Annotated in this window: 22 protein-coding genes and 1 tRNA gene; 9 read left to right on the forward strand and 14 right to left on the reverse strand. The window is 55.7% G+C overall.

Features of this window, described 5'->3' with window-relative positions; genetic code table 11:
* Positions 1-144: 144 nt before the first annotated feature.
* Positions 145-1,290 (forward strand): porin, encoded by a 1,146-nt coding sequence (locus tag HBM95_05600; protein NIH42414.1) that lies wholly within the window; start codon positions 145-147, stop codon positions 1,288-1,290.
* Between the two features lie 88 nt (positions 1,291-1,378).
* Here the strand turns inward: HBM95_05600 and mnmH are convergent, their stop codons facing one another.
* From mnmH to ppiB, 6 genes are all read right to left on the reverse strand, one after another.
* A complete protein-coding gene (gene mnmH / locus HBM95_05605; GenBank protein NIH42415.1) occupies positions 1,379-2,449 on the reverse strand; it encodes a tRNA 2-selenouridine(34) synthase MnmH in 1,071 nt (356 codons plus the stop codon).
* Positions 2,450-2,533: 84 nt separating this feature from the next.
* Entirely contained in the window at positions 2,534-3,601 is a 1,068-nt protein-coding gene (gene purK, locus HBM95_05610) for a 5-(carboxyamino)imidazole ribonucleotide synthase (protein NIH42416.1), read from the reverse strand.
* Complete coding sequence (gene purE / locus HBM95_05615) at positions 3,598-4,107, reverse strand: 5-(carboxyamino)imidazole ribonucleotide mutase (protein NIH42417.1); 510 nt, start codon at positions 4,105-4,107, stop codon at positions 3,598-3,600. Before purE ends, purK begins: the two co-directional genes overlap by 4 nt.
* Positions 4,108-4,278: 171 nt before the next feature.
* Positions 4,279-4,488, reverse strand: coding sequence for a DUF1471 domain-containing protein (locus HBM95_05620; GenBank protein NIH42418.1), 210 nt, complete (start codon positions 4,486-4,488; stop codon positions 4,279-4,281).
* A gap of 136 nt (positions 4,489-4,624) precedes the next feature.
* The gene (lpxH, locus tag HBM95_05625; GenBank protein ID NIH42419.1) at positions 4,625-5,347 is read right to left on the reverse strand and encodes a UDP-2,3-diacylglucosamine diphosphatase; all 723 of its coding nucleotides are present in this window, start codon (positions 5,345-5,347) and stop codon (positions 4,625-4,627) included.
* Positions 5,348-5,350: 3 nt separating this feature from the next.
* Positions 5,351-5,845 carry a peptidylprolyl isomerase B gene (gene ppiB, locus HBM95_05630; GenBank protein NIH42420.1) on the reverse strand — a complete coding sequence of 165 codons (495 nt, stop codon included), beginning with the start codon at positions 5,843-5,845 and terminating at the stop codon, positions 5,351-5,353.
* A 175-nt stretch (positions 5,846-6,020) separates the two neighbouring features.
* Here ppiB and cysS point away from each other — a divergent pair, with 175 nt between their 5' ends.
* A complete protein-coding gene (cysS, locus tag HBM95_05635) occupies positions 6,021-7,406 on the forward strand; it encodes a cysteine--tRNA ligase (protein NIH42421.1) in 1,386 nt (461 codons plus the stop codon).
* 89 nt (positions 7,407-7,495) lie between these two features.
* On the opposite strand, the gene HBM95_05640 is transcribed toward cysS, so the two are convergent.
* From HBM95_05640 to folD, 5 genes are all read right to left on the reverse strand, one after another.
* Positions 7,496-8,023, reverse strand: a complete 528-nt coding sequence (locus tag HBM95_05640; protein ID NIH42422.1) for a metal-dependent hydrolase — start codon at positions 8,021-8,023, stop codon at positions 7,496-7,498.
* Positions 8,024-8,096: 73 nt separating this feature from the next.
* Complete coding sequence (malI, locus tag HBM95_05645) at positions 8,097-9,113, reverse strand: Mal regulon transcriptional regulator MalI (GenBank protein ID NIH42423.1); 1,017 nt, start codon at positions 9,111-9,113, stop codon at positions 8,097-8,099.
* 83 nt (positions 9,114-9,196) lie between these two features.
* A complete protein-coding gene (locus HBM95_05650) occupies positions 9,197-10,696 on the reverse strand; it encodes a PTS transporter subunit EIIC (protein NIH42424.1) in 1,500 nt (499 codons plus the stop codon).
* Between the two features lie 232 nt (positions 10,697-10,928).
* Positions 10,929-11,141 carry a ribosome-associated protein YbcJ gene (gene ybcJ, locus HBM95_05655; GenBank protein ID NIH42425.1) on the reverse strand — a complete coding sequence of 71 codons (213 nt, stop codon included), beginning with the start codon at positions 11,139-11,141 and terminating at the stop codon, positions 10,929-10,931.
* Between the two features lies 1 nt (position 11,142).
* Positions 11,143-12,009, reverse strand: coding sequence for a bifunctional methylenetetrahydrofolate dehydrogenase/methenyltetrahydrofolate cyclohydrolase FolD (gene folD, locus HBM95_05660; GenBank protein NIH42426.1), 867 nt, complete (start codon positions 12,007-12,009; stop codon positions 11,143-11,145).
* Between the two features lie 309 nt (positions 12,010-12,318).
* Between folD and fimA the strand changes: the two genes are divergently transcribed.
* From fimA to sfmF, 6 genes are all read left to right on the forward strand, one after another.
* Positions 12,319-12,882: a type 1 fimbrial protein subunit FimA gene (fimA, locus tag HBM95_05665; protein ID NIH42427.1), complete on the forward strand. Its 564-nt coding sequence runs from the start codon at positions 12,319-12,321 to the stop codon at positions 12,880-12,882.
* A 68-nt stretch (positions 12,883-12,950) separates the two neighbouring features.
* Positions 12,951-13,496: a type 1 fimbrial protein subunit FimI gene (gene fimI, locus HBM95_05670; protein NIH42428.1), complete on the forward strand. Its 546-nt coding sequence runs from the start codon at positions 12,951-12,953 to the stop codon at positions 13,494-13,496.
* 34 nt (positions 13,497-13,530) lie between these two features.
* Positions 13,531-14,223, forward strand: coding sequence for a type 1 fimbria chaperone FimC (gene fimC / locus HBM95_05675; GenBank protein ID NIH42429.1), 693 nt, complete (start codon positions 13,531-13,533; stop codon positions 14,221-14,223).
* Between the two features lie 14 nt (positions 14,224-14,237).
* Complete coding sequence (locus HBM95_05680) at positions 14,238-16,799, forward strand: fimbrial biogenesis usher protein (protein ID NIH42430.1); 2,562 nt, start codon at positions 14,238-14,240, stop codon at positions 16,797-16,799.
* Positions 16,792-17,799 (forward strand): type 1 fimbrin D-mannose specific adhesin FimH, encoded by a 1,008-nt coding sequence (gene fimH / locus HBM95_05685; GenBank protein NIH42431.1) that lies wholly within the window; start codon positions 16,792-16,794, stop codon positions 17,797-17,799. Before HBM95_05680 ends, fimH begins: the two co-directional genes overlap by 8 nt.
* A gap of 9 nt (positions 17,800-17,808) precedes the next feature.
* Positions 17,809-18,330, forward strand: coding sequence for a fimbria assembly protein (sfmF, locus tag HBM95_05690; GenBank protein NIH42432.1), 522 nt, complete (start codon positions 17,809-17,811; stop codon positions 18,328-18,330).
* 51 nt (positions 18,331-18,381) lie between these two features.
* Here the strand turns inward: sfmF and fimZ are convergent, their stop codons facing one another.
* The 3 genes from fimZ to HBM95_05705 all read right to left on the reverse strand — a co-directional run bounded on the left by fimZ (position 18,382) and on the right by HBM95_05705 (position 21,265).
* Positions 18,382-19,014, reverse strand: a complete 633-nt coding sequence (gene fimZ / locus HBM95_05695; protein ID NIH42433.1) for a fimbria biosynthesis transcriptional regulator FimZ — start codon at positions 19,012-19,014, stop codon at positions 18,382-18,384.
* Positions 19,015-19,825: 811 nt separating this feature from the next.
* Positions 19,826-20,542: a helix-turn-helix domain-containing protein gene (locus HBM95_05700; GenBank protein NIH42434.1), complete on the reverse strand. Its 717-nt coding sequence runs from the start codon at positions 20,540-20,542 to the stop codon at positions 19,826-19,828.
* Positions 20,543-20,566: 24 nt separating this feature from the next.
* Entirely contained in the window at positions 20,567-21,265 is a 699-nt protein-coding gene (locus tag HBM95_05705; protein ID NIH42435.1) for an EAL domain-containing protein, read from the reverse strand.
* 278 nt (positions 21,266-21,543) lie between these two features.
* On the opposite strand from HBM95_05705, the gene HBM95_05710 reads away from it, so the two are divergent.
* A tRNA-Arg gene (locus tag HBM95_05710) sits at positions 21,544-21,620 on the forward strand.
* Positions 21,621-21,722: the final 102 nt, after the last annotated feature.

Below are 21,722 nucleotides of genomic sequence, written 5' to 3' on the forward strand. Positions count from 1 at the left end.
GCGCGTAATGTTTAAATAGCACAAAGTGATAATACCCACTCATTTAGTAGCACAAAACATTAAAAACCCGTCCCCACAGCCCGATTATTTCCAGTTAATATTCACCAGCTAAATATTTAGCAGCGTGTCTATTAAGGAAAAATAATGACTATAAAAAAATCAGCGCTGGCGGTAACGATTGGCGCGGCAGTGGCATTAACGACGTTCGCCTCTCAGGCGGAAATCACCGTTCTTAAGCAGGATCCTCAGGCGGGTAACCCGCTAAGCCGTCTGAACTTCACCGTTGGCGGCAGTATCCGTCCTCAGTTCCAGAACATGACCGGCGACGACGGTAAAAACAGCTACAAGCGTAACGGCTTTGACGGCGGCACCCGTTTCCGTTTCGCGGCTGATTACTACCTGTTTGATGACATCAGCTGGATCAGCTACTACGAGCTGGGAGTGAACATTCCTGCCCAGTTTAACTGGGATCATCACTATGCAGACGGTGCCCACGACACCACTCGCCGTATGCTCTACACCGGCCTGAAGAGCGATACCTGGGGTACGCTGACCTTCGGTCAACAGAACAGCGTTTACTATGATGTGGTTGGCGTGAAAACCGATATCTGGGACTACGACATGATCGGTCAGGCACCGGGTAACGGGATCAACGGCGACTACGACGGATCTTACCGTTCACGCCAGATGCTGAAATACAAGAAAACCGTGGGCGATGCGGACATTTACGCATCCTACCTGTTTGAAGACAGCGAATACCTGCCGGGCAACGGCCTGCGCTACAAGCGCAAAGGCGGCGGCTCGCTGGGTATCGATTACCACCTGACTACCGATCTGACCTGGGGCGCAGCGTGGAACTACACCCGCGCCGACATGCGTAACCCGGACAACGGCGACAGCAAAACCTACGATCAGAATATCGTTGGTACCGCACTGAGCTGGACGCCGGACAACTGGACCTTCTCCGCGGGCGGCGGCTGGTACCAGAACTTCCTGACCACCAAAAAAGTGTCTGTTAACGACTACTTTGCGGGCGACGCGTGGGGTATTGAATACTTCGCAGGGTATAAATTCCCAATCGGTCAGTACGCGGTGAAATCCATCCAGCCTTACTTCATGGGTGACCGTATTGAGTACGTGAACGGCCGCAACTACCAGCGTATCGACAACGGCGTGGGTATCAGCTTCCAGCTGGATTACGGTTTCCGCGTGGATTACGAACACGTGTTCACCTCCAGCACCGACAACCTGGGCGACATGAACCTGGTGCGTCTGCGTTACGACTTCTAAGTGGTCTGTTCCCCGGTGGCGCTGCGCTTACCGGGGCTACAAAAGCACGCGTAGGCCGGGTAAGGCGCAGCCGCCACCCGGCTTTTTTTCAGCGATCAAGCCACTCAGCAATCTCTTCGTACGTCCCGCGATACACAATCTTCTCCGCCTTTTTCTCCAGCTGATAGCCGTACATCGGGTCGTAATAGTCCTTCAGCAGCGGTGCAAGCCAGCTGAAGTGCGCCTCGGTGCTGCCGGAGCGTTGCTGTTCCAGCAGCGCGGAATCTAACAGCGCGGTGAATTCTGCATACCGCTGCAGCCCCAGGCGGCGGCGGATGGCGAACAGGCCGTGGTGCAGGTACTCGCTGTACTCTTTCCAGCCCGCTTCCTCGCCGTATGCGGCAGAAAAATCCGCCCACATATGGTCGAAATACTCTTCGCGCAGGCGTTCAAGACGAATTTCAAACGGGTCTTCGACGACAACGATAGGGGCTTCAACCATGCGGTCGCGCAGGCACTCCGGCAGGTGGTTGGAGCCAATCATCCGGCCTTCATCTTCCAGCACCCAGCGCGCAGCGTCTTTTTTCAATAGCTCAACCGCAAGGTGGTTTTCAAAGCTGGCCTGGGAAAGCTGCGGCGTGAGCGTGCGGCCAAACGACGAACCGCGATGGTGTGCCAGCCCTTCCAGATCGATGCCCTGCGGGTGCTGCTTCACCAGCAGCGTTTTACCGTTTCCGGTACAGCCGCCGATTAGCACCGTCGGCTTTTGCGACTGCTCGATCGTCACCTGAATCGCCGTCTGACGCAGGGCCTTATAGCCGCCGCGGATCAGCGGGTAGTCGACGCCAGCCTCTTTAAGCCAGGCCTGCGAAATATGCGAGCGCTGGCCGCCGCGCGCACAGCAGAGAAAGCCCTCAGGATGGGCAAGACTGGCTTCCCGCCAGGCGCGGATACGCGCGTCGCGCGTTTCACCGTTCACCAGGCGATGGCCGAGCGCGAGCGCGGCTTCGGGGCCCTGGCGTTTGTAGCACGTGCCAACGGCGGCACGCTCGTCGTCGTTCATTAAGGGCAGGTTGACTGCCGCAGGCATCGCGCCCTGGGCAAATTCGATCGGCGCGCGAACGTCGATTAAAGGGGTATCAGACGCGAGGATCGCGCGATAGTCCGTTCCATCGTTCATGGTTATTCCAGAAGAAAACTCAGCAGCAATGGGCGGGGATTGTACGCCGGGGAAGGGGAAGGTCAACTCCCCGGCGTGGATGTCTTACTTAAGCTTTGACTGTGCCCAGACAATGCCGCTTGCATATTCCGGCGGCAGGAGAGGAACGATCGCTTCCAGGGTGGCGCTCAGGCGGTCCGTATCGGTATCGTTCAGGTTCAGGTGACCGACCTTACGACCCTCGCGGACCTCTTTGTCATACCAGTGCAGGTGCACCAGCGGCAGCTTTAGCCAGTCGTAGTTCAGATCGGTCCCGATCAGGTTGATCATCACCGACGGGCTGTTAACGACGGGCTTCGGCAGCGGCAGGTCGGTGATGGCGCGCAGATGCAGTTCGAACTGGCTGATGGAGGCGCCGTTTTGCGTCCAGTGGCCGCTGTTGTGCACGCGCGGAGCCAGCTCGTTGATCAGCAGACCCGATGGCGTGACGAAACACTCCATCGCCATGACGCCCACGTAGTCCAGCTCGTGCATGATGGCGGAAAGCATCTCTTCCGCTTGCGCCTGCTGGTCGGCATTGGCCTGCGGGAAGGCGACGCTGGTGCGCAGAATGCCGTCCTGATGCAGGTTATGCGTCAGCGGGTAAAACACCGTGCGGCCATCGTGCCCGCGCGCTCCAACCAGCGACACTTCGCCGCTAAAGTTGATGCCCTGCTCAACGATGCACTCGCCGTAGCAGTCGTCCGGCAACTCGGCGGTTTCATGCGCGCGCAGGCGCCACTGGCCGCGGCCGTCGTAGCCGCCCACGCGACGCTTTACAATCGCCAGTTCGCCCAGCATCGCGAACACGTCATTCCACTCGCTTTTGTCGGACAACAGCTGCCACGGTGCGGTCGGCAGACCGAGCTTGTCGAACAGCTGCTTTTGCGTCAGACGGTCGGCAATAATCGGGAACACGTCGCGGTTCACAAAGGCGTTATGGCGCGCCAGTTCGCGGGTCAGCGCGGTTTCCGGCCAGCGTTCGATTTCTGCCGTGATCACGCTCTGGTGGAACGGGACGGCCTCAGGTTCATCGTCCAGCCCGACGGGCCAGACGGCAATACCCAGCGGCTCACCGGCCTGACGCAGCATACGGCCCAGCTGGCCGTTACCGAGGACGCAAACCTGCTTCATGCTGCACCCCGCGGGTCCGGGTTATCCAGCACCTCGTCGGTCTGGGCTTTACGCCACGCCGCCAGACGCTGGCGTAAATCTTTGTCGTGCGTTGCAAGAATTTGCGCGGCCAGCAGAGCGGCATTAGCCGCGCCCGCTTTGCCAATCGCCAGCGTGCCGACAGGAATACCGCGCGGCATCTGGACGATGGAATAAAGGCTATCGACACCGCTTAATGCGGCGCTTTGAACAGGGACGCCCAGAACCGGCACCAGGGTTTTGGCGGCAATCATGCCTGGCAGATGTGCTGCGCCGCCCGCACCGGCAACGATCACCTCATAACCGTTCTCTTCAGCGCTTTCGGCGAAGCTGAACAGTTTGTCCGGCGTACGGTGCGCGGAGACCACTTCAACGTGGTGCGGTACATTCAGGATTTCAAAGATTTCGGCGGCGAACTGCATGGTAGCCCAGTCGCTTTTGGACCCCATCACGATGGCGACACGCGCCGGATTATTGCGGGAAGACATGCGTCTTAAAACTCCTGTGGTGCGAAACACACTGCTTTCGAGGGCACAGAGAATAGCATGTTATACGGGCAAGGAAAACGGTTGCGCGGTTAAATCTTGAGCCGTTGTTGCCATCAATTCATAACAAAACAGACCGCGTTCAGGCGGTCTGTTTTCGTCGAGCGGCAATCATTATTTCGTCAGTTCTGCGGTCATGTACACGCGGTTGTTGAACTGCGCGCTGGTGATTTTGTATGACGCACCTTGTTCAGCCGCCTGGGCAGCAATTTTCGCTTCTGCGCGGTCAAGTGTTGAGCCGGTTGCACTCACGCTCTGAGCGAAAGAACCGAAAGAAACCAGGGAGAGAGCAGCAACTGCAACGAAAGTTTTGATGGATTTCATGGTCGTATTCCTTAAGTATTTTGTCTGGGATAGGGCGTGTTGCCCTGATGTGATAAATAATAGGCCGACCACGGGCTGATTAAAATCGAAACAATTTGCCGATATTGTTCAAAAAAATAGAACGACTTGTGAGGGGTTAAAACGGAAACGCGATAAGCTCCACGCCCTCTGGCGTGACTTTGACCATAGAGCCTTCGCTGTGCCACGCGCCCAGTACCACGCGATGGGCCGGTTCACCGTTGGCGATAAGAGAATGCACGTCAGGACGATGGGTATGACCGTGGATCAACCACTGAACGCCATGCTTTTCCATCACGTTCACCACCGCCAGTGGATTAACGTCCATGATGGTCAGGGATTTGCTGCTGTTGGCGGCTTTACTGCCCGCGCGCATTCTGGCGGCGATGCGGTTGCGGATAAACAGCGGCAGGGCAAGGAACAGCTTTTGGATCCACGGGGTGTGGACTTTGGCGCGAAACGCCAGGTAGCCGGTATCGTCGGTGCAGAGCGTATCGCCGTGCATGATCAGCACCCTGCGGCCATAGAGGTCGAGCACCTGCTCTTCCGGCAGCAGCGTCATACCGCTTTCACGGGCGTAGCGCTTGCCGAGCAGGAAATCACGGTTGCCGTGAATGAAGTAGCAGGGGACGCCGGAATCCACCAGCGTTTTAATGGCGGCAGCCATTTCACGGTGCAGCGGGTTTGGGTCGTCGTCGCCAATCCAGGCTTCAAACAGGTCGCCCAGGATGTACAGCGCATCGGCGCTTTTCGCTTCCCCGCGTAAAAAACGCAGAAAACCGGCGGTTATCGCCGGTTCTTCTGTTTGCAGATGCAGATCCGCAATAAAGAGTGTCGCCACGAATTACTCGCTGACGGTCACGCTTGTAATCACAACGTCTTCTTTAGGAACGTCCTGGTGCATACCGCTGCGGCCGGTAGAGACGGCTTTGATCTTGTCAACCACGTCCATCCCTTCAACCACTTCTGCGAAGACGCAGTAGCCCCAACCCTGCAGGCTTTCGCCGGAGAAGTTCAGGAAGTCGTTATCCGCCACGTTGATGAAGAACTGCGCGGTGGCAGAGTGTGGTGCCTGAGTACGGGCCATTGCCAGCGTACCGCGGGTGTTTTTCAGGCCGTTGTTCGCTTCGTTTTTGATCGCTTCTTTGGTCTCTTTCTGGCGCATGCCAGGCTCGAAACCGCCGCCCTGAATCATAAAGCCGTTGATCACGCGGTGGAAAATGGTGTTGTTGTAGAAACCTTCGCGGCAGTAGTCCAGGAAGTTTTTAACTGTTTCAGGCGCTTTGTCATCAAAGGTTTTGATTACGATATCGCCATGATTAGTGTGGAAAGTAACCATTTTTGCATCCTGTTCCGTTATTGTGGTACGTCGACCCGCCTTCGGGTCATATATAGGGGCTTGTTATAGCATAACCACAGGACGCGATCACCTTGCATTGTGTGCTGATTCTATTCCGAATTATGGGTATTATAGGGAACAAACAACCCACACACGTGTTTACATGGAATCTTCGATGTTAAAAATCTTTAATACAATGACGCGCCAGAAAGAGGAATTTAAACCTATCCATGCCGGGGAAGTCGGCATGTACGTGTGTGGTATTACGGTTTACGATCTCTGTCATATCGGCCATGGCCGTACCTTTGTCGCGTTCGACGTCGTCTCTCGCTACCTGCGCTTCCTGGGCTATAACCTGAAGTACGTGCGTAACATTACCGACATCGACGATAAAATCATCAAGCGCGCTAATGAAAACGGCGAAAGCTTTGTTGCGCTGGTGGATCGCATGATCGTTGAGATGCACAAAGACTTCGACGCCTTAAATATTCTGCGTCCGGACAGCGAGCCGCGCGCGACCCACCATATTCACGAAATTATCGATATCACCGAGAAGCTGATTGAGCGCGGTCACGCGTACGTTGCTGACAACGGTGACGTGATGTTCTCGGTGCCGACGGACCCAACCTACGGTTCGCTTTCCCGTCAGGATCTGGATCAGCTCCAGGCCGGCGCGCGCGTGGACGTGGTGGACGTGAAGCGTAACCCGATGGACTTCGTGCTGTGGAAAATGTCCAAAGCGGGCGAACCAAGCTGGCCATCCCCGTGGGGCGAAGGCCGCCCGGGCTGGCACATTGAATGTTCCGCGATGAACTGCAAACAGCTGGGCAAGCACTTCGACATTCACGGCGGCGGTTCGGACCTGATGTTCCCGCACCACGAAAACGAAATCGCGCAGTCCACCTGCGCCCACGGCGGCGAGTACGTGAACTACTGGATGCACTCCGGGATGGTGATGGTTGACCGCGAGAAGATGTCGAAATCGCTGGGCAACTTCTTTACCGTGCGCGACGTGCTGAAGTATTACGACGCGGAAACCGTGCGCTACTTCCTGATGTCCGGCCACTATCGCAGCCAGCTGAACTACAGCGAAGAGAACCTGAAGCAGGCGCGCTCGGCGCTGGAGCGTTTGTACACCGCCCTGCGCGGCACCGACAAATCAGTGCCTGCGGCTGGCGGCGAAGCATTCGAAGCGCGCTTTGTTGAGGTGATGAACGACGACTTCAACACCCCGGAAGCCTACTCCGTGCTGTTCGACATGGCGCGTGAAGTGAACCGCCTGAAGTCAGAGGACATGGCCGCGGCTAATGCGCTGGCGTCCCATCTGCGCAAGCTCTCTTCCGTGCTCGGCCTGCTGGAGCAGGAGCCGGACGTGTTCCTGCAGAGCGGCGCGCAGGCGGACGACGGCGAAGTGGCGGAAATTGAGCGGCTTATCAAAGCGCGTCTGGAAGCGCGTCAGGCGAAAGACTGGGCGGCGGCAGATGCGGCGCGTAACCGTCTGACCGAGATGGGCATCATTCTGGAAGACGGCCCGCAGGGAACGACCTGGCGTCGTAAGTAATTTTCCCTTCATCCTAACCCTCTCCCACCGGGAGAGGGAATTGTTAGGTTTTCTCCCTCTCCCTGTGGGAGAGGGCCGGGGTGAGGGCATCAGCGCGCACGCTTTCTCCACCACAGCAACCCCATCAGCACTACCCCCGGCAGCCACACCCACAGCAATTCTGAAACGATCACCTGATGCCCGTACGGCGTGGTATAGCGCGACAGCGCAAACGGCGCGACCTTAATCACCTGCCACGGCGCAAAGAAGCGTTCATCCGAACACGGCCATAACCAGCCGACGCCTTTCCCGCCCGTGGTAATCGAATCCAGCAGGCTGTGCGACAGCAATGACACCGTTAAAAATAGCCAGCACCGCGTCAGGCTGGCCCGGAACCATCGTCGGCCAATCAGCACGCAAAGTATCGGCACCGCAAAGGCGAACAACAGGGAGTGGGTAAAGCCGCGATGACCGAAAACATTTCCGTAGGCAACGCCGAATTTAAACGCCAGCACGTCGGCGTCCGGCAGCATGGCGAGAACGATACCGGCAAACAGCAGGCGGGGAGGGATGACTTTGGTTCCCAGACCTAAGCCCAGGCAAAGAGGGACAGCAGCGTGAGTAATAACGGTAGGCATTACATTTATCCATGGCAAATCATGGCAATATAGCAGCGAATTCGCTGCGGCAAACCGGTGCTAAATTCTGATTTTACGCCGACTCGCGTGCGATAAGCTGCCCGGAAAGCGTAATGCGCTGGGTTTGCAGATCCGGCTCCTTAAGCTTGCGGATAATCAGCCCCGCCGCCTGTCGCCCGGTTTCATCGCTGGCCGAGGAGACGTAGGTGAAGGAAGGGGAGGTGAGGTTAACGTGCAGCATATCTTCAAAACCGATCAGCGCGACCTGCTGGGTTAAGAAGACGTCTTTCCCCACGGTGCGGCCCACCTGATGAATGCCGGAAATGGAGCCGATCATCGCATCCGGGGAGTGGCAAAGCAGGGCGGTGATGGCGTTGTTTTTTTCCAGCAACTGACGCGTCGCCATCGCGGCGGCCTGGGTGTCGTCGCTGCAGGCCGGTGAATATTCATCGCGCCAGACCAGCCCGTTTTGCGTCATCGCGCTGCGAAAGCCGAGCAGGCGCTGCTCGCGGATAAGACAACCCTCGCGCCCGCCAATGTAGGCGATCGTGCGGTGTCCGCGCTCGATAAGATAGCGCGCGGCCAGGTTCGCCGCCTGGCGGTTGTCGCGCATTACCAGATTGCATTTTTCATCGAGCAGGGACTGCGAGACCACCACCAGCGGCAGTGGGCACTGGCGGATTTGCTCCGGTAAAGCGGCGTTACAGGTGTCAGACGCCAGATAAATAACGCCCGCGACGCCCTGCTGCTTAAATGACAGCAGGGTGCGTTCCAGATGTTCACGGTCGTTCAGCGGCTGGCCGAGAAAAACCATATAACCCTGCTTCTCCAGCTCCTGAACGATGCTCGCCATCACCTTGATGGAAAAACTGTCGCTGAAGTCACGCAGGATCAGGCCGATCAGATTGGAGGTGTTGGCGCGAAGGTTGGCAGCGGCAACGTTATGAACATAGCCCAGCGTCGTGATGGCGGCATTGACCTTCTCGATCGTCGCCTCTGAGATTTTCCCTTTCTGGCGTAGCACCAGCGAGACGGTAGAGACCGACACGCCCGCGTGCTTTGCGACATCAATGATGCTGACTTTCTTCAAAACCGCTCCCTGAAATTTACCGATTATCAGCCGGATAAGACACGGCTCCCAGCGTACAGGAGACGTGTCGTTCAGGCATCTTATTATTTGCCGATCATGGTGGACATGGTCTGGGCGATAAACTGTGCTCTCGCACCGAAAATCACCTGAATCCCGTTATCGCCGACGAAGACCACGCCGCGCGCGCCGAGACCGTTCAGTCCGTCCCTGTCCACCGCATCGCTCTTCGCCACTTCCAGACGCAGGCGGGTGATGCAGGAGCCGACGGAGTCAATGTTCTGCGCGCCGCCCAGCAGGCCGATGATTTCAGTGGCAAGTTCGGAATCGGACTTGTCATTCGCGCTGGCGGTCACTTCCGTACGGCCCGGCGTTTTCACGTCGAAGCGGCGGATCACGAAGCGGAACGTAAAGTAGTAAATCAGCGCCATTGGAATGCCGATGATAATGGCGCTCAGGAAGTTGGTCTGATAGCCGTTAAACGACGGCAGGATCCCGAACGACAGGTAGTCGATAAAGCCCGCCGAGAACGATTTGGCGATATGCGCGTGCAGCAGGTACATGGTCATGTACGCCAGGCCCGCCATGATGGCGTTAAAGACGTACAGAATTGGCGCCACGAAGATAAAGGTGAACTCTACCGGCTCGGTGATCCCCGTCAGGAAGCAGGTGAGCGCCGCAGAGAACAGAATACCGGCCGCGATTTTCTTATTTTTGGTGTGCGCTTCGTGGTACATCGCCAGGCACGCCGCAGGCAGCGCGAACAGCATCAGCGGGAACTCGCCCTGCATGAACTTACCGGCGTTCTGGTAGGTATCGCTGCTGAAGGATTTCACCCCCTCTTCGAGCATCTTGAACCAGATGGTCTGGTCGCCGTGGATCACCTGGCCCGCCTGGGTGGTGTAATCCCCGAACGAATACCAGAAGGACGGGTACCAGATATGGTGCAGGCCGAGCGGGATCAGCGCGCGCTCCACCAGGCCGAAGATAAAGGTCGATGCCGCCTGGTTGTCGCCGTTCACGATCACGGAGAGCGCGTCGATACCGGCCTGAATATGCTGCCAGACGTACGGCAGCAGCAGCCCCATCAGGAAAGAGAGGAACGCCGTGGCGATTGCCACAAAGCGCTTCCCGGAGAAGAAGCCGAGGAACTCCGGCAGCTGCATGGTGTGGAAGCGGTTATAGCACCAGGCTGCGAGGATCCCGCAGATAAGACCGCCAAAGACGCCCATCTGCAGCGTCGGGATACCGACCACCATGGCGTATTTCCCGCCCTGTGAGGCCATTTCCGGCGTAATGCTCAGCACGGTGCTGATGGTGATGTTGGTGACAAACACCGAGACTGCCGCGGAGAGCGCCGCGATGCCGGACTCGGACGCCAGACCCACGGCGGAGCCTATGGCAAACAGCATCGGCAGGTTATCAAAGATAACCCCGCCGGCGTTCATCATTAGCGGCAGGTGGAACTTATCGCCGAAGGCCAGCAGCAGGCCCGCAGCGGGAAGCAGTGAAATTGGCAGCATTAAGGCGCGACCAATCATTGATAACTTAGACAGCGATTTAACAAACCCTGATATCAGACTCATGCTGATTTCCCCCGAGTAGCGCTTTTTTTGGCGCTGTTATTGTAAGTAGAACGTTTTAGTAGAACGTTCTACTTATCGTGGAGAAAGTCTGAAAAACGCGCAACATAATTTTCACGTTTCATCCAGAGGGAATCGTGATTATTTGAAGTTGATCGATAAATAACCGCGATGGGTATGGGGGGATTTTTGATCCCCTCTCCCCGTTGGGGAGAGGGTAAGGGTGAGGGGAAACTCAGGCCGTCACGGTCACGCTCTGACCTTCAAAGCTCACGGTCTGTCCCGCGACAATCTTGCAGCGCTTGCGGGTTTCCACCACGCCGTCGACTAAAACCCGCCCGTCGGCGATAACGATTTTCGCCTGAGCGCCGCTTTCGCTCCAGCCTTCGAGCTTGAGCAGATCGCACAGCTCAACGTGCGGGTGTTTGCCTAATGAAAATGTGGCCATCTTATGCTTCCTCTACATCGTGGTACTCTTCGCATGCCTGCAAAGTATTCTGAATCAGCGTTGCGACGGTCATCGGGCCAACGCCGCCCGGTACTGGCGTGATGTAAGAGGCGCGAGCCGCCGCATCTTCGTAGACCACGTCGCCGACCACCTTGCCGTTTTCCAGACGGTTAATTCCTACATCCACGACAATCGCGCCCTCTTTAATCCACTCGCCCGGAATAAAGCCCGGCTTGCCCACTGCGACGATCAGCAGGTCGGCATTCTCGACGTGGTGACGCAGGTTTTTGGTAAAGCGGTGGGTCACGGTGGTGGTGCAGCCGGCCAACAGCAGCTCCATGCTCATCGGGCGGCCCACGATGTTGGACGCACCGATGACGACGGCGTTCAGGCCGTAGGTGTCGATGTTATAACGCTCAAGCAGCGTCACGATGCCGCGCGGGGTGCACGGGCGCAGACGCGGCGCGCGCTGGCACAGGCGACCCACGTTATACGGATGGAAACCGTCAACGTCTTTATCCGGCGCGATACGCTCCAGCACCTTCACGTTATCGATACCTGCCGGCAGTGGCAGCTGAACCAGAATGCCGTCGATCTCTTTATCGGCATTCAGAGTGTCAATAAGTTCCAGTAGTTCCGCTTCGCTGGTGGTTTCCGGCAAATCGTAAGAGCGGGAGACGAACCCCACCTCTTCACACGCTTTGCGTTTGCTGCCGACATAAATCTGCGATGCCGGGTTGCTGCCAACCAGCACAACGGCCAGCCCGGGGGCGCGAAATCCTGCCGCTTTACGCGCCTTCACTTTTTCCGCGACCTCAGAGCGCACCTGCTGCGCAATCGTTTTACCGTCAATAATCTTTGCTGCCATCAGAGAGAAGATTCCGTCTGTAACGTTTGAAAGGGGGGATGGCGTGTATTTTGTCAGAAGCGAGCGCCGCTGTCAGTCACCCTTTACGAGTTTTCATCCGCGAGGCGCAAAAACCCTTCTTAAGGGATGGTCAATTTCTTAGGCGGTATTAGGATGTGACCTGGCGAAATGGCAGTGTTTTGACATATTTAAAAATCACGTCCTGAGCTACTTTGTCTTCTCCGAAATAAGCTTTCAATTAATCAATTGAACGTATTTCTTATTCCCGATTTTCGCGGGAAGGGTTATTTACATTTTAAAGGAATAGACATGAAACTCAGCAACATTGCTTCTTCTGTTATTGCAACACTGGCCCTGGTCGCGGGTGCCGCTAATGCAGCCGACCCGGTTACGCCGGTTACCGTAAATGGCGGTACCGTGCATTTTAAAGGTGAACTGGTTAATGCTGCTTGTTCAGTAAATACCGATTCTTCCGAGCAGACGGTTAATCTCGGTCAGTATCGTACCGCGAAATTCACCAAAGTGGGCGACACCACCTCTAATATTCCGTTCAACATCGAACTGAATGACTGCGATCCGCTGGTTGCTAAAACCGCTGCCGTTGCCTTCACCGGCCAGATCGACGCGACCGACAAAACTCTGCTGGCCGTGACGTCCGGTAACAACGACAACACCGCGAAAGGCGTGGGTATTGAAATCCTCGACAGCAAATCCAGCGTGCTGACCCCGGACGGTGCGACCTTCTCTGCCGCGAAAGACCTGATTAAAGGGACTAACACCCTGCAATTCACCGCGCGCTACAAATCAACGGCTGCGACCACCGAGCCAGGCCAGGCGAACGCTGACGCCACCTTCGTAATGAAATACGAATAATACCCTCGCACAGGGATGTTCAGGCCTCAGGGACGAGGCCCGTCATACGCTACTGCCAGGAACGAAGGATGACAAGGACTGGAACACTACTGCTGTTAACCCTCGCGATGGCTTGCCCGGCATCGGCACATACCGTGGTGATCGAAGGCGGCAAGGTGCATCTTCGGGGGGAGCTGGTAAACGGCGGCTGCGCCGTGGCGCCCGACAGCCAGAATATGCGCATCGACATGGGGCAGTACCGAACCAATTCATTTTCCGGTGTGGGCAGCTTTTCAACGGTTAATGTGCCTTTCACCGTGCGGCTGCTGGACTGCAGCGTGGATGTCTCGCGCACCGTGGGGATCCAGTTTCAGGGCGTGACGCCCGCGGAAGATCCGCAGGTTTTTCTGGCGACATCGCGGCCAGGTGAAACGCCTGTCAGCAGCGGCGTGGGGCTGGCGCTTTTTGATGAGCAGCAGCGTCAGATTATCCCGAATGCGACGGCCATTAGCTGGCTGCCGGTCAATACCAGCGCGCTCGCATTTCATTTTAGCGCCCGCTATCGCGCTATTTCCGAACACCTCGTGCCAGGCAATATACAGTCGGATGTCTGGTTTACGTTGATTTATCCATAACACCTGCGAACACATTATTAAAGGTACGGTTTTGATGAATATGCTAATTAAACCAGGACTGCTTTTATCGTTTATTTTAATGATGGTTTCTGCTTGCGCGAATGCTTCCGGCGGTATTGCGCTGGGGGCCACGCGCGTTATTTATCCGGCGGATGCGAAGCAAACGTCGCTGGCGATCACCAACAGCAATAAACAAGAACGCTATTTAATTAACGCGTGGATCGAAAATGCCAGCGGTCAAAAGGAAAAAACCTTTGCCGTCACGCCGCCGCTGTTCGTTAGCGAGCCGGACAGCGAAAACACGCTGCGTATTATTTACGCTGGTCCGGCGCTGCCTGCCGATCGCGAATCGCTCTTTTACATGAACGTGAAGGCGATCCCGTCAGTGAATAAAGCGAAAACAGAAAACAATAACGTGTTGCAGCTGGCGATCCTCTCACGCATCAAGCTGTTTGTGCGCCCGACTAACCTGGCGATGCAGCCGGATGAGGCGCTGTCCCAGCTGCGTTTTGAGCGCGTGGGGAACCATCTTAAAGTCAGCAACGCCTCTCCGTACTACATCACCCTGGTCAACCTGAAGCTGGGCGGCCAGACGCTGGAAAACCTGATGGTGGCGCCGAAAAACTCGGCTCAGCAGGTGCTGCCCGCCGGGGCCGGCGGTACGCTCTCCTGGCAGAGCGTGAATGACTACGGCGCCATTACACCAGCGCGCAGCGTCAACCTGTGAGCAGAGTCAGGGCGATGAAAAATCACCAGGGACGTTACTGCCCGGTTGCACTGGCGCTGATGGCCGCGCTCTGGCCGCAGGCCGGCTGGAGCGAAAGCTACTTCAACCCGGCCTTCTTGTCCGACGACACCGCCAGCGTGGCGGATTTGTCGCGTTTTGAACAGGGGCACCAGCAGGCGCCCGGCATTTATCGCGTTGATATCTGGCGTAACGATGAGTTTATCGGCACCCAGGACGTGCGTTTTGAGCAGGCCGAGAACGTGCCGCCGATGGCGGGCGGTTTGTCGCCGTGCATTACGCGCGCGATGCTCGATCGCTTTGGCGTCAACGTTGCCGCATTTCCCGAACTGGCTAACGTGCAGGGTGAAACGTGCGTTCCGTTGACCACGGCCATTCCCGGCAGCGAAACGGTATTTAACTTTGCCTCGCAGCGCCTTAACGTCAGCCTCCCGCAGGTGGCGATGCAGAACAGCGCGCGCGGCTATATTCCGCCTGAACAGTGGGATGAAGGCATTCCCGCCGCGCTGGTGAACTACAGCTTCACGGGCAACCGGGGAAGCGAAGACGACAGCTATTACCTGAACCTGCAGAGCGGGCTGAACTATGGTGCCTGGCGTTTACGTAACAACGGCGCATGGCGCTACACGCAAAATAACGGCAAGCGGCGCAGCGAGTGGCAGAATATTGGCACCTGGGCGCAGCGCACCGTTATCCCGCTGAAAAGTGAGCTGGTGCTGGGCGACAGCAACACCGGGAATGACGTTTTCGACAGCGTCGGTTTTCGCGGCGGGCGGCTTTTCTCGTCCGACAGCATGTATCCCGACAGCCTGCAGGGCTACGCGCCGACCGTGCGCGGTATTGCCCGTACGCCTGCCAAAGTGGTGGTTCGCCAGAACGGCTACGTTATCTATCAGAGCTACGTCCAGCCCGGCGCGTTCGCCATCACCGATCTTAACCCGACCTCCTCCAGCGGTGACCTGGACGTTACGGTGGAAGAGAAAGACGGCAGCCAGCAGCGCTACACCGTGCCGTACTCCACCGTGCCGCTCCTGCAGCGTGAAGGTCGCTGGAAATATGACCTCGTGGCGGGGGATTACCGCAGCGGTAACAGCGACCAGGATACACCATTCTTCGCCCAGGGCACCCTGATTACCGGCCTGGCCAACGGCATTACGCTCTATGGCGGCACCCAGCTGGCGTCACGCTATACCGCATTGGCCGTCGGTGCCGGGAAAAACCTCGGTGACTGGGGGGCAGTCTCCGTCGATATCACCCACGCCCGCAGCCAGCTCGCGGACGACAGCAAACATGAAGGGCAGTCCCTGCGTTTTCTTTATGCAAAATCGCTGAACGGATTTGGCACCAACTTCCAGCTGCTGGGTTATCGCTACTCCACAAAAGGGTTTTACACCCTGGACGATGTGGCCTGGCGCTCAATGGAGGGCTACCAGTATGCCGATAGCCAGGACGATAACGATGTGCCGGACGTGCAGAGCTATCACAACCTGACGTGGAATAAAAAAGGCCGCTTCCAGCTCAACATTTCCCAGTCGCTGGGGGACTACGGTTCGGTCTATATCTCCGGGAGCGAGCAAACATACTGGGGGACGGACGAAACGAACCTCTGGTATCAGCTGGGCTACGCGGGGGGCGTGAAGGGAATCAACTACTCCCTGTCATGGTCGTGGAACAAATCCGTCGGGATCGAGGGTACCGACCGGATCGCGTCGTTTAACGTCTCCGTGCCGTTTAGCCTCTTTACCCGTCAGGGCTATCGCCGGGACAGCGCGATCGATCGCGCCTATGCCACCGCATCCGCCAGCCGAAACAGCGATGGCGACACGAGCTGGCAAACCGGCGTCAGCGGCACGCTGCTGGAAGATCGCAACCTGAACTACAGCGTGACCCAGGGACACGCCAGCACCAATGGCTCAAGCGGAAGCGCCAGCGCCAACTGGCAGGCGACCTACGGCACGCTGGGCGTGGGCTACAACTATTCCCGCGATCAGCACGATCTCAACTGGCAGCTCTCCGGCGGGGTGGTTGGCCATGCCGACGGCGTGACCTTCAGCCAGCCGCTGGGCGATACCAACGTGCTGATTAAGGCGCCGGGGGCATCAGGCGTCAGAGTGGAAAACCAGACCGGCGTGAAGACCGACTGGCGAGGCTACGCGGTCATGCCGTATGCCACCGTCTACCGCTACAACCGCGTGGCGCTGGACACCAATACCATGAGCAACAGCACCGATATCGAAAACAACGTGAGCAGCGTGGTGCCAACCAAAGGCGCGCTGGTCCGCGCCAGCTTTGATACCCGCATTGGCGTGCGCGCTTTGCTGACGGTAACGCGTGGCAACCAGCCCGTGCCGTTCGGCGCCGTGGTGCGTGAAGTCCAGAGCGGCATGACCAGCATGGTGGGTGATGACGGGCAAATATACCTGAGTGGGCTGCCGCTGGAAGGCGAACTGCTGATCCAGTGGGGGAACGGGGCGCAATCCCAGTGCCGTGCGCCTTACAGCTTGCCTGAAAAGAGCCTGCAACAGGCGATCACACTTAAGGGGATCCGCTGTGATTAAAATCCATATCTTAGCCTTGTCGCTTCTGGCACTCCTGCCCGCGACAAACGCGTTAGCCACCGTGTGCGTCAATGAAAAGGGCGTGCCGACGGAGGTGCATTACGACCTGACGGATAAATTCAACAGCTCGAATAACCAGGTTGGGCAGGTTGTGACCCTCAGCGAGAAATCGCAGTGGGTGGGGGTCAATGCCGTCTGCCCGAAGGGCACCGTCGGGAATACGACCAAGCGCAGCTACGTCACGGATTATCCGGTCACCGGGACCAGTGATGGCTATCAGTATCTGAAGCTTAACGACTATCTGGACGGGGCGATGAAAATCACGGACAGCTATGCTGGCGCGTTTTATCCACCCAAAAATTATATCCAGATGGGGAGCCATCCGAACGTTTCAAAAAACAAACCGTTTGGCGTGCAGGATTCCAGCCTTATTTTCCGTCTTAAGGTGACCCGACGCTTTATCAATATGGTGGTGATTCCGCGTGCCACCATGTTCCGGGTTTACGTCACCACCACCTCCTCCGATCCGTTGACCACGCCGGTCTACACCATCAGCTACAGCGGAATCATTCAGGTGCCGCAGAGCTGCGCCATCAACGCCGGCAATGTGGTTGAGTTTGATTTCGGCGACATTGGCGCCTCCCTGTTCAGCAAGGCTGGCGTGGGTAACAAGCCGGAGGGCGTCTCATCGCAAAGCAAAACCATCGCGATTAAATGCACCAACGTGGAGGCAAACGCCATGCTGACGATGCGCGTCGAAGCTGAAAAGGTCTCCGATAACGTGCTGGTGTCGGATAACCCGGATGTGGGGTTCATCATTGCCAACGAGAGCGGTGCGCCGCTCACGCCTAACAACCTGACGAGCAAAATTCCGTTCCGCCTGGACGACAGCGCCCAGGCGCAGGTGGGGATCCGGGTTTGGCCGGTGAGCGTGACGGGCAACAAGCCAGCGGAAGGGCGCTTTACCTCGCGCGGATATTTGCGCGTGGATTACGACTAAGGAGCAGACATGCGAAACGGGATCCGTTTTATCACCGTGGCGCTCTTTGCGCTTTGCACCCAGGCTCAGGCGGAAACCGCATTGGGCGAAATTAATATTCGGCTCTACGGCAATATTGTCGATTTCACCTGCGTGGCAGAGGGTAACGATAGCGACAAAACGGTCACGCTGGGCACCTGGCCCACGAAGCAGCTCAACACCACGGGGAGCCGCACGCAGCCAATGCCCTTCACGCTGAAGCTGACCGGCTGCCCGCCCGGGGCGGCGTCCATTACGTTCTCCGGTAAAGCTGACGGGAGCAACAGCGGATTGCTGGCGCTGAATGATGCCAGTACAGCGAGCCACGTCGCCGTTGAGATCAGGGATGCAGATAAGACGCGCCTGGCGCTTCAGCAGGCCAGCCAGCCGGTCACGGTTGATGCGCAGGGGAATGCGACGCTGTCATTTTATGCCAATTATATTGCCACTGCCGATAACCCTCAGCCCGGACGGGCTGATGCGGATGCCACCTTCATGATTAATTATAATTAGCACTGACCGCACTCCCTGCAGCTCAGATAAACTGCAGGGAGTGAATTCAGGTTATAGTAGCTCGTGCGCTTTGGCGTAATCTATTAATTCCACGATGCTTTGCACGCCAAGCTTGGAATAAATATTGGATTTGTGCGCACTAATGGTTTTATTGCTCAACAATAGCTGCTCAGCAATCTCCTTATTGGATAATCCATTCGCCAGATAACGCAATACCGTGACCTCACGATTCGATAATGGCATATCCACAGCCATCCCTTTTCCTGAACCCATATGGTTTATAAAATTCAGCGTTTCAGACGGGAAAAAAGAATAGCCCATCAGAATCATCTCTACGGCGTTGTAGATCTCACCCAAATCTTTTCGTTTACTGACGAAGCCGTTGGCCCCGGCGCGAATCGCACGACCCGCGTAAAATAACTCTGATTTAGAGGAGAGGAACAGAACCTTGATGTCTTTGTTTAAGTTTCTGATTCTCTTCAGTAAAGCGAATGCATCTGTGCCCGTGAGTTCGATGTCAAGGATCACCAAATCGATAGGATGATTGCGAATGCAGTCAAGAACTTCATGGCTATCGCCAGACTTAAGCTTGACTATGATATTTTTATTTTTCTGTAGCAGGACCTCTATCGACATTCTGACGATAGGATGTTCGTCCATAATGATAACGGATGCCGGTTTCATTTTTAATGCCTCAGATTGTTAAAAGCGTTATGCAGAGTTTTGTAAAACTCTCGAAATGCCGGAAGGATATAAAGTGCAGATCCCTATACCGTAGTATTTCCCTGGAAAGAGCGAAAGCATCCTTGTTTACGTAATGAAAAGAACGGTGCCTCAGCGCGGTCATCTCATTTGGCTGGTGTTGGCAAAAAGGTTTTTCTTATTCAGATTTGGTACGCTTCTTATTATACAGGGTAAGTTTTTTCCGAAAACCCTGTAAATTAACCTCCGCTTATTGGTTTGTATTATCTTCTGGATCTGAATGGCTATTTTTTTAAATTTAGCGGAAATATCCTGTTATCCTATTTACCACATCTTTTCATCTTTATGTAATAACAAAAAATAACAGATGTCTCTTTATGTTGCGATATTGTTAACAAAAGAGAGCCTCAATTCGGAGGGCGAGCCAGGGAAATTGAGGCGAAAAAGTATCCCGCAGAGTGTCAAACCTTCATCTGAAAGTACTTAAGGCGTATCACCGTCGCACCATCATCGCACAGGAGAATATGCTATTCACTTTGCTTTCCGCTCCAGGAGAGTGAAGCGAAGCTGCTTGTTTTTACATCATTATCATCTTATTAACGCCTTCTCCTTTCACTTAACGGATGGAGGAAAGTGCTGCCGTTGATTCAATCTGTGACATTTCACATGGTTTCGGACCATAAATTAGGAATAGTTATAAAATCGAATATATTGTTAAAATTTAACCATTAATTAACATTGAGGGTAAGTAAATTCCTAAAGCGCTTTAGGAAATAAGAGGTTAGTGCGCAAGTTAAAACGTACAGTCTGAGAGGTTATTAAGAAGGTGTAACAATTCCTGGCGATGGCTCAACCCCAGCTTCAGCAGGATGCAGCTGAGACGGTAGATAATGCGGCTATAGGGACGATTCTGCAAAAGGGCAATCTGACGTAACGTCTTACCGCGGGCAAGCTCCTGCAGAATGGGCCATTCGTTGCGGGAAAACCAGTCTTTGTCGGAACCCTGCGGGGGGCGAGAATCCATCAGGCTGTGCTGAAGTCCTGCCGCGTTCATCTGACGTTCCAGCACGTGAAAAGGGCCTGCCGCCTTGCAGAACAGGCGGGTATCATAATTATCTGCCCGGACCAGAAGCCACGGCGTCAGGAAGGGGGGATACAGGCTATGCCTTCTTAACCGATCCAGCTGATCGATAAGCCCGGTGGAACGGCTTTCAATATCCACCACCAGACGGGCTGAAGGCCATTGGAACTGGGCGCCCAGCGCATCATCCAGTGAGGTGTAGTCACAACAGCTGCTCAGGGGAAACTGCCCATTGAGAAAACCGGTGCGCAGAAAATGATCTTCCGTAACAAGGATAATAAACGGAGCATCGGTTTTTCGGGGCTGGCTGATGGACTGGCTCAAAAATTCGAGCCGGTCGAAAAAGGGGGGAGCAAATGGTGAGCGCGTAAATCCCAGTGCATCACTTCCTGTACGCCGCCGCCGGTAACGGCGCACTGTCATTCGCATGGTCTCCCTCCTGGAAATGGCGTTTTAATCCTCCGGCCATGTCCAGGACGGCCAGTAATACCCCTGGCCGAAATCTGCGCCTGCCTGCAGTGCCCAGGTGCGATCGCGTTCAGTCTCAATACCTTCGATAAGCACGCTCCCGGCCAGTTGAAAGCAACGTGAAACCAGTTGCCTCAGCGCAGGCGTGGCGCGTAAACGCCAGAATGCGTCCTTATCAATTTTGATGCCGCTCAACGGTAACCGACAAAATAAAAACGGCTGAATGATAATTTCGTCAATATCATCCAGCCATATACTGTGCCCCTGCTGCCGGAGTGTCCGCATGTTCTGAATGGCGCTCTGCATCTGTGCGGCAGAGAACGTCAGAAAAACAGGGGGATCAACAATCTCAATATTCAGCGGCGTGTTTTTCAGTTTGATGAGCCGCTGAAAAGACGCTGGCTCTGTCAGAACGGTTATCGGCAAATTAATAAAAAGGTTATGACCGTGCGGCGTATTTTTTAGTGCGGCAAGCTGCGCTTCAAGCAGCGTCATTGACCAGCCTGCTGGCTGATGGCGGAAAAAATCCTCGCTGTAGCATGTGTCTGACAGGACGCTTAGTACCTCCACGCCAACCCGTCGTTGAGAGGTGAGGGCGACGACAGGCTCCAGTTTGATGCCGACGATGTCCTGAGAAATGTCGTGTAACCGGGGGGGCGTATCGAACGGGTTGTGCGCTGTCACTCCATTATCCTGTTGTCTGTCAGCCTCCAGGCGGCCGGGATACCTCGCTCTAGTGTGACGAGCTGACGTTCCGGAAAACAGCAGGCGTTACTTAAATGCAACTAAGCCTTTTCGCAGTGCTGAATTTTACGGTGAAACAGGGATAAATGTTGAGAAAATAGCCGTATTTACAATCGGCTAGGGGTAATTGCCCCGGAAAACGGAAAAGGCATTGACTCACCTGCCATTGACCGTATAATTCTTCGCGTTTCACCACCGCGAAGTACACTCTTCTCAGTGCGCCCTTAGCTCAGTTGGATAGAGCAACGGCCTTCTAAGCCGTAGGTCGTAGGTTCGAATCCTACAGGGCGTGCCATTCTCACTTCTACTAACGTCTCCCAAAGTCTACTAAATCCAGTAATACCAAGCCATTAAGCTAAATCTCGCTCTCCCTACGTCTACTAAATTGTATTGAAAT

Source organism: Enterobacter asburiae, assembly GCA_011754535.1.
GTDB lineage: Bacteria > Pseudomonadota > Gammaproteobacteria > Enterobacterales > Enterobacteriaceae > Enterobacter > Enterobacter cloacae_N.